Origin of the sequence: Methylobacterium bullatum, assembly GCF_014845095.1 — a bacterium.
GTDB lineage: Bacteria > Pseudomonadota > Alphaproteobacteria > Rhizobiales > Beijerinckiaceae > Methylobacterium > Methylobacterium bullatum.
Genome location: NZ_NKUG01000168.1, coordinates 1 through 7,755, shown reverse-complemented (window position 1 = coordinate 7,755; position 7,755 = coordinate 1). Strand labels below are relative to the sequence as shown.

At 68.8% G+C, this 7,755-nt stretch carries 8 protein-coding genes; 6 read left to right on the top strand and 2 right to left on the bottom strand.

Features of this window, described 5'->3' with window-relative positions; translation table 11 throughout:
- Positions 1 to 203: 203 nt before the first annotated feature.
- The 6 genes from MBTS_RS20515 (at position 204) to MBTS_RS20490 (ending at position 6,317) form a co-directional block, all read left to right on the top strand.
- Positions 204 to 1,289, top strand: a complete 1,086-nt coding sequence (locus MBTS_RS20515) for a molybdopterin-binding protein (RefSeq protein WP_192216367.1) — start codon at positions 204 to 206, stop codon at positions 1,287 to 1,289.
- Complete coding sequence (locus tag MBTS_RS20510; protein WP_192216366.1) at positions 1,286 to 3,280, top strand: molybdopterin biosynthesis protein; 1,995 nt, start codon at positions 1,286 to 1,288, stop codon at positions 3,278 to 3,280. Before MBTS_RS20515 ends, MBTS_RS20510 begins: the two co-directional genes overlap by 4 nt.
- Before the next feature lie 11 nt (positions 3,281 to 3,291).
- On the top strand, positions 3,292 to 3,831 hold the full coding sequence (mobB, locus tag MBTS_RS20505) for a molybdopterin-guanine dinucleotide biosynthesis protein B (protein WP_056148821.1): 540 nt from the start codon (positions 3,292 to 3,294) through the stop codon (positions 3,829 to 3,831).
- Entirely contained in the window at positions 3,815 to 5,071 is a 1,257-nt protein-coding gene (locus tag MBTS_RS20500; protein ID WP_192216364.1) for a molybdopterin molybdotransferase MoeA, read from the top strand. The genes mobB and MBTS_RS20500 overlap by 17 nt, the downstream gene beginning before the upstream one ends.
- A gap of 155 nt (positions 5,072 to 5,226) precedes the next feature.
- Positions 5,227 to 5,928 carry a TerC family protein gene (locus MBTS_RS20495; RefSeq protein WP_192216363.1) on the top strand — a complete coding sequence of 234 codons (702 nt, stop codon included), beginning with the start codon at positions 5,227 to 5,229 and terminating at the stop codon, positions 5,926 to 5,928.
- Positions 5,929 to 5,951: 23 nt separating this feature from the next.
- On the top strand, positions 5,952 to 6,317 hold the full coding sequence (locus MBTS_RS20490; protein ID WP_192216362.1) for a hypothetical protein: 366 nt from the start codon (positions 5,952 to 5,954) through the stop codon (positions 6,315 to 6,317).
- A gap of 20 nt (positions 6,318 to 6,337) precedes the next feature.
- On the opposite strand, the gene MBTS_RS20485 is transcribed toward MBTS_RS20490, so the two are convergent.
- Together MBTS_RS20485 and MBTS_RS20480 are read right to left on the bottom strand one after the other, a co-directional pair.
- Entirely contained in the window at positions 6,338 to 6,574 is a 237-nt protein-coding gene (locus MBTS_RS20485; protein ID WP_192216361.1) for a hypothetical protein, read from the bottom strand.
- A gap of 98 nt (positions 6,575 to 6,672) precedes the next feature.
- Positions 6,673 to 7,224 carry a GrpB family protein gene (locus MBTS_RS20480; protein WP_244973601.1) on the bottom strand — a complete coding sequence of 184 codons (552 nt, stop codon included), beginning with the start codon at positions 7,222 to 7,224 and terminating at the stop codon, positions 6,673 to 6,675.
- Between the last annotated feature and the right edge of the window lie 531 nt (positions 7,225 to 7,755).

Sequence of the window (7,755 nt, the reverse complement as noted above, 5' to 3'; positions counted from 1 at the left end):
GTAAGTTACAAGGATGAGGTCGTCTGATTGGATGACAGACTTCGGCAGCCGGTCGCCTTCGGCATGAGGATCCGCTGAAACATCCGACCGGACCGGCTTTTAGCCGGGGCAACGCATCCCGTCTGCCCCGCCGGCCACCGCTCGGCTGATCCGTCACGGGCGGGGTTGCTCACCCGCCCGCGATGCCGCATCCGTCTTCGCGCATGTCGATCCGGTCCGCCACTTCGGCCTCGATGCCCCTCGACGAGGCCTTGGTGCGGCTTCTCGCGGTCGCGCCCGTCGCCCCTATCCTCGTGCCCGTCCGGGACGGGATCGGCTTCGTCCTCGCAGAGGATGGGGTGGCCCTCACCGATCGTCCCGTCGAGCCGCGCGCGCGCCGGGACGGTTGGGCCGTGGCCGCCGGGGATGTGACCGGCGCCTCCCCCTACGCACCCGTCGCTCTGCGAGGACCGCCCCCATGGGTGGAGGATGGCGACGTGCTGCCGCCGGGCACCGACACCGTCTTGATGCCGGACGCGGTCGGCGCCGACGGGGACATCGTCGCCGATGCGGCGCAGGGCGAGGGCATCTCCCGCGTCGGTCAGGAGGTCGCGCGCGGGGACGTGCTGGCGCGGGCCGGCGAGCGTTTGACGCCGCTCCGTGCCCTTGCCCTCCTTGGCGCCGGGATCGAGACGGTCGTGGTCCGAAGCCCCCATATCCACATCGTCGGAATCGGTCATGGGTCCGCCTCGGCTGTCGCCGATTGGGTCGCGGCGGCGGGGGGCCGCGTCACGTCGAGCGACTCCGCCCGCGACGTGGACTCCATCATCGCCGCGCTGCGGGTCGATGGGGCCGACGCGGTGTTCGTCGTCGGCGGCACCGGGTTCGGCCGCGCCGATCACAGCGCGGAGGCCCTCGCCCGAACGGGCCGCCTCGACGCGCACGGGATCGCCCTTCATCCGGGGGAGAGCGCCGGCTTCGGGCGGATCGGGGCGGTCCCGGTCCTGCTGCTGCCCGGCCGGCCGGACGCCGCCCTCGCGACATTCCTCGCCCTCGGGCGGCCCTTGCTGGCCCGTCTCTCCGGAGCGAGTCCGCCCGAGGGCGTCAAAGGCCGCCTGACCCGGAAGATCGCCTCCACCGTCGGCATGAGCGAGATCGTCTTCGTGCGGAGGACGCGGGAGGGGGTGGAGCCCATCGGCGGCGGGGATCTGCCGCTGCGTCGCCTGATCCTCGCCGAGGGCGCGGTTCTGGTGCCGCCGGAGCGGGAAGGCTACCCTGAAGGCGAGTGGATCGAGGTCGTGCCCCTGTGAACCGCCCCGACGGAGCTGAGACGAAAGAGGATTTCCTGGCGAGGCTGTCGCGCGCGGCACGCCAGGAGCAGTTCCTCCAGGTGGTCGGCCGGGACGAGGCCGTCGCACGGTTTCGCACGGCGATCCCGCATGCCGCGCTGCCGGCGGAGAGCGTGCCGCTGGCCGCCTGCCTCGGACGCGCCTTGGCGGGTGATGTCGCCTCGCCCATCGACGTGCCTCCCTTCGACCGCGCCCTCGTCGACGGTTTCGCCCTCCGCGCCTCCGACACGATGGGCGCGAGCCAGGCCGAGCCGCGCCGGCTTGGCCTCAATCACGAGATCCTCGCCTGCGGCGTCGCGCCCCGGCTCGTCGTCCTGCCGGGCACGGCGACGGCCATCGCCACCGGCGGCGTGATGCCGCGCGGAGCCGACGCGGTGGTGATGGTGGAGGCCACGGGGATCGCATCCGGCGAAGGACCGCTCGCCATCGATCTCGACCGGGTGGCGGCACCCGGGCAGTTCGTCGGCTATGCCGGCTCCGACATGGCACGCGGCGAGACGGTACTGCGCAAGGGCACCGTGATCACGGCGCGGGAAATCGGCATGCTCGCCGCCTGCGGCCTCGCCGCGGTCGAGGTGGTGCGCCGCCCGAGAATCGCCGTGCTGTCCACCGGCGACGAACTGGTGGCTCCGGGCCAGCCCCTGCCGGCCGCCGGGATCTACGATTCGAACGGGGCCATCATCGCCGCCTCGGTCGAAGAGAATGGCGGCGACCCCGTGCCCTTCGGCATCGTCGCGGATGACGAGGCCGCCCTCGAGACCGCGATCCGTGCGGCACTCTCGGATTGCGACGTCGTCGTCCTGTCAGGGGGGACCTCGAAGGGGGCGGGCGACGTCTCGCACCGCATCCTCTCGCGCCTCGGCGACCCCGGCATCCTCGTCCACGGGGTCGCCCTCAAGCCCGGCAAGCCCCTCTGCCTCGCCAAGGCGCAGGGCAAGGCCATCGTCGTGCTGCCGGGCTTCCCGACCTCCGCGATGTTCACCTTCCACGACTTCGTGGTGCCGCTCGTCCGGTCGCTGGCGGGGCTTCCCCCACGGGAGGAGGACAGCGTCGAGGCTGTCCTTCCCCAGCGCATCGCCTCCGAACGCGGGCGGATGGAATTCGTCATGGCCTCGCTCACCCATGGACGGGACGCTCCCGTCGCGGTCCCGCTCTCCAAGGGCTCCGGCTCGGTGACGGCCTTCTCCCAGGCCGACGGCTTCTTCGCGATTCCCGCCGCGCGGGCGGGGATGGAGGCCGGCGAGCGGGTGAGCCTGTCGCGGATCGGGGCCGGCTCCCGCGCGCCCGACCTTACCATCGTAGGCAGCCATTGCATCGGCCTCGACGCCATCGTCGGACGCCTGGCCGAGCGCGGCATCCGGGCGCGCACCATCTGGGTCGGTTCCTCCGGAGGCCTCGCCTCCCTCAAGCGGGGCGAATGCGACAGCGCCGCGATGCATCTCCTCGACCCCGAGACCGGCCGCTACAACACGCCTTTCCTCACGCCGGGCTTGCGCCTCGCGGAAGGCTGGGGGCGCATGCAGGGCGTCGTGTTCCGCCCCGGCGATGCCCGGTTCGCGGGACGCGACGCGGCGGAGGCGGTCTCGGCCCTGGTCCGCGACCCGGACGCGATCATGGTGAACCGCAACACCGGCTCGGGGACGCGGCTCCTCATCGACGGGGTGCTGAACGGCGCCCGGCCTCCGGGGTTCTGGAACCAGCCCCGCTCGCACAACGCCGTGGCCGCCGCCGTGGCCCAGGGCCGGGCGGATTGGGGCGTCGCCATCGAGAGCGTGGCCCGCGCCTACGGCCTCGGCTGCCTGCCGCTCACCGACGAGCGCTACGATTTCGCCTATGCCGAGGACCGGGCGCGGGAACCGGCGCTCGCCGCCTTCCTCTCCCTCCTCGCCGAGCCGGAAACCGATTCGGCGCTGGCCGAACTCGGCTTTCCCCGCGCGCGGACCTTGTCATGACGGAGCACGCCATGCGGGTCATGGGCCTTGCCGGCTGGAGCGGGGCGGGCAAGACCACCCTGCTCGCCAAGCTCATCCCCGCGCTGATCGCCCGTGGGCTGACGGTCTCCACCATCAAGCACGCGCATCACGCCTTCGACGTGGATCAGCCGGGCAAGGATTCGTACCGGCATCGCCAGGCGGGCGCGTCGGAGGTGCTGATCTCGTCCGCCGTCCGGTGGGTGCAGATGCACGAGGTGCGCGACGGCGAAGAGGCGAGCCTCGCCGAGTTGCTGCGCCGTCTCGGCCCCTGCGATCTCGTGCTGGTGGAGGGCTTCAAGCGCGAGGGCCATCCAAAGATCGAAATCCATCGGAACGCCAACGGCCGTCCGCCGCTTCATCCGCAGGACGAGAACATCGTCGCCATCGCCAGCGACCGGGCGTTCCCCGATGCGGGGATCCCCGTGGTCGATCTCGACGACGTGGCGGCCATCGCCGATCTCGTCGCGTCCCTGGCGGAACCGGTCGATGCCATCCTGAACAGGATCGAAGGCCATGGCGCAGCTGACTGACGATTGCTTCGCCTTCGGCGGACGATTGATGAGCGTCGACGACGCCCTCGCGCTGATCGCGGAGCGGCTTCCCGTCCTGGCCGGGATCGAGACCGTGCCGCTGCACGAGGCGGACGGACGCGTCGCGGCGGAGGACGTGACCGCCGGGATCGACCTGCCGCCCTTCGACAATTCGGCGGTGGACGGCTACGCCGTGCGCCATGCCGACCTCGCCCCTTCGGCTGAGACGCGGATGATCGTCGAAGGCCGGGTCGCCGCCGGCCAAGCCGGACTGACGATGGCGGGCGGCCCGAGCGCGGTCCGCATCTTCACCGGCGCGCGGATGCCGGGCGGCGCCGACACGGTCTTCATGCAGGAGGACGTGACGCTGGAGGGGACCGGCATCGTCTTGCCGCCGGGCTTGAAGCACGGGGCGAACCGCCGGCTCGCCGGCGAGGATGTGCCCAAGGGCGGCACCATCGTCACCGCCGGGCGGCGCCTCTCGCCGCAGGACGTGGCCTTGGCCGCCGCCACCGGCCGCTCGTCCCTGGCCGTCCGCCGCCGTCTCAAGGTGGCGGTGTTCTCCACCGGCGACGAACTGGCCGAACCGGGGGCCGTCCTGGCGCCGGGGGCGATCCACGATTCCAACCGGGTGATGCTGGTCGCCCTGCTGAAGCGCCTCGGCGCCGAGGTGAGCGACCTCGGAATCCTGCGCGACGACCGGGCTGTTCTCGCAGCCCACCTCGCCGAGGCGGCGTCCGCCCACGATCTCCTCCTCACCTCCGGCGGGGTCTCCACCGGCGAGGAGGACCACGTGAAACCGGCGGTGGAGAGTGTCGGCAGCCTGGTGTTCTGGCGTCTCGGCATCAAGCCGGGCCGTCCGGTGGCCATGGGCGTCGTGCGGGGCACGCCCTTCGTCGGGTTGCCGGGCAATCCCGTGGCCGCCTACGTGACCCTGCTCTTCGTGGTGCGCCCCCTGCTGGCGCGCCTGGGCGGCGAACGTCTCGACGCACCCCTGGCGATCCCGGTCCGCTCCACCTTCGCCTATCGCAAGAAGGCCGGCCGCCGCGAATTCGTGCGCGTCGGCCTGAGGCGCGTCGCCGATGGCGGGTTGGAGGCGGTGAAGTTCCCCCGGGACGGGGCCGGCCTCCTCACCTCGCTCACGGGCAGCGACGGGCTGGCGGCGCTCCACGACGAGGTGACCACGATCGAGCCCGGCGACACGATCGAGGTCTATCCGCACGTCGTGCTGTACCGATAGGGAATCTCCCGTCGCCATCGCGCAGAGCGTGACCGACGCTTGCATTGCACTGGCTCCGGCACGATGTGCCGGGTCATGGCCGAGGTCGATCCGCTTTCGAGCGGGGGGGCCGCTCACCTGTCTCCATTGCCACCCCGACCCGACCGAAAGCGCCGATGGACTTTCTCGACTCGCACTTCCTCGTCTCGGTGCTGCAGATCGTCTGGATCGACCTGCTCCTCTCCGGCGACAACGCGGTCGTCATCGCCATGGCCTGCCGATCCCTGCCCCCCGAGCAACGCCGGACCGGCATCCTCCTGGGCGCGGGGACGGCCGTGGGGCTGCGCATCCTGTTCGCCGTCGTCATCACCTATCTGCTGGCGGTGCCGTTCCTGCGGATCGGCGGCGGGCTCCTGCTCCTCTGGATCGCGGTGAAGCTCGCCCTCGGTGAAGACGAGGAAGGTCACGCGGTGAAGGACAGCGCGACCCTGTGGAAGGCGGTGCGGACCATCGCCATCGCCGACGCGGTCATGAGTCTCGACAACGTGGTCGCCATCGCCGCCGTGGCGAAGGGCGAGGTCTCGCTGTTCGTCTTCGGCCTGCTGCTGTCGATCCCGCTCATCGTGGCGGGCGCCTCCCTCATCACGACGCTGCTGAAGCGGTTTCCCCTCGTCATCTGGGCGGGCGCCGCGCTTCTCGGCTGGATCGCCGGCGAGATGATCGTCACCGATCCCTACATCGCCGAACACGTGGCCTCCGTGCCCCACGCGCACCAGGCCGCTGCCGCGATCTGCGCCGTGCTCGTCGTCGCCGTGGCGTTCATCTGGAAACGGGCGACCGCATCGCCTGAGCCGATCGGCGATCAGGGCCGTCGTTGAGGCGAGCAGTCAAAACCTGACGGATGGAACCCGCCCTGAGCGTCCCCGATGGGTGGAAAAATGACATTCATGGTAGCATCCCGTCGATGAGCACTGATCTACCCATCACGCTGTCCCGCCTACGGGATATTGGCTGGAAGGAATGGGACCCCGTCGGGCTTCTCACAGAGGGTGAGTCATGGGATCAGAAGCCGTTCGCCGACGAATACGATGACTATCTGCATAAGGTCGTTGCCGATTTTCGGAGTGGAAGACCACTCGCGGAAGCGGTGAAATATCTCCTGTGCATCGAGCGCGAACACATGGCCCTCGGTACTCGATTGGGCCAGAAGGCCAGGGCTGAGGCGACGGCGCGATCAATCCAGCGCTTTGTGGTCTCTTCCGCCTAAGTTGAAAGGCAGAAGTGGTGTCACTCCCTACCTTGCTCGCGGAGCAGAATTTCGAGGATGGGGATTTCATCCTCTACATCTTCGTTACCCCGGAACCGGGAATATTCTACGTGCCCGTCCTCGAACACGTCGATCTCGATACGCTCGCCCACTAGAGTCGCTGTGATCAGGATGCTGTCATCGCGATGGCGGTCAAGGCGGTAGTGTATACCCTCTCGTTCGAGCAGGCGGATCACGCGGTAGAGTTCATGGCTCATGACGGATGGCTCGGCGTTGTGCTCGCTTCACCGAAACAGCGACGCGCAACGGGTGCAATGGGTCGTTAGCTGTCGTACGGTTTAGATGAATGGTCCCGTCATAATGAGGAGCGCCGCCAATCAGCCAGAGCGGCAGCTTCAACGGCCTCGATCCATGCACTCTTGCATGCGCCATACGCGTGAGAGTCGTTGGGATAGAGTGCCCGGCAGCGAGCTTTCTCATGCTCGTAGGAGGCAACGATCTCCGGTCGCTCCCGAAGGTGGTCGCGAAAAGCGAGATGCCGGTCGATGTCCGGCGCACCGATTTCATAGCAGTGCATTTGGACAAGACGCCGCCCGGTGCCCGGCTCGTCCTTTGTGACGTAACGCCGCCCGGGAAGCCCAAACTCACCCCACCAGTCGTAACCGATTTGTTCGAGGTTCGTCTTCCTCAAGTCCATCTCGCCGATGCTTCGGACGACGGGCAGGAGATCGAGAATTGGCTTCGCCCTCAAGCCTGGGATGGCCGTTGATCCGATGTGGTGCACGATCAACAAGGCTGAACCGAGCGCATCCTGCAGAACGGACGCTTCCGCGAGTGCCGCTACCGACCAATGTGGATTGTGTTCGGCCAGTTCGACCTTGAAGGGTGGAGGCATCGTGTTCGACAATCAGGGCGTCTGGCCTGCAGTGTCTCACGTCCAATCACGAGTCCGCAATGGGTCGTGGGCAGCCCCGGCGGCGGGCACCAAACGTCAGATTTTACCACTGGTTTCAAGTGTGTTTCCAAGACTTTACCTCATCCTGAGGTGCCGTAGCGTAGCGAAGGCCTCGAAGGAGGGCTCCAGATATCGAAGCGGCTTCTGGAGGCCTCCTTCGAGGCCCGCTGACGCGGGCACCTCAGGATGAGGTGATGGCTTGGGATGATCGACTTTGGCGGATGGTCGACTCTGGCACGAGCATTCGCAGACGCATCGGGTCGAACAGGCTGCGAGGCCGGTGACCAACGAAATACGGCCCCTCGCAAGGGGCCGTTTCTCGTCGTCGAGATGAGATCGGACTTACCGCGCCGCTTCGAGATACTTCAGATCGAGGGCGGCCAGCGACATGAGCGGTGACGGCATGACGACGCCGTCGCGGCGGATCATCCGGGCGACCCGCTGGCACCCGGCGATGTCGTTGGCACCGGCGGCGGCATCGCC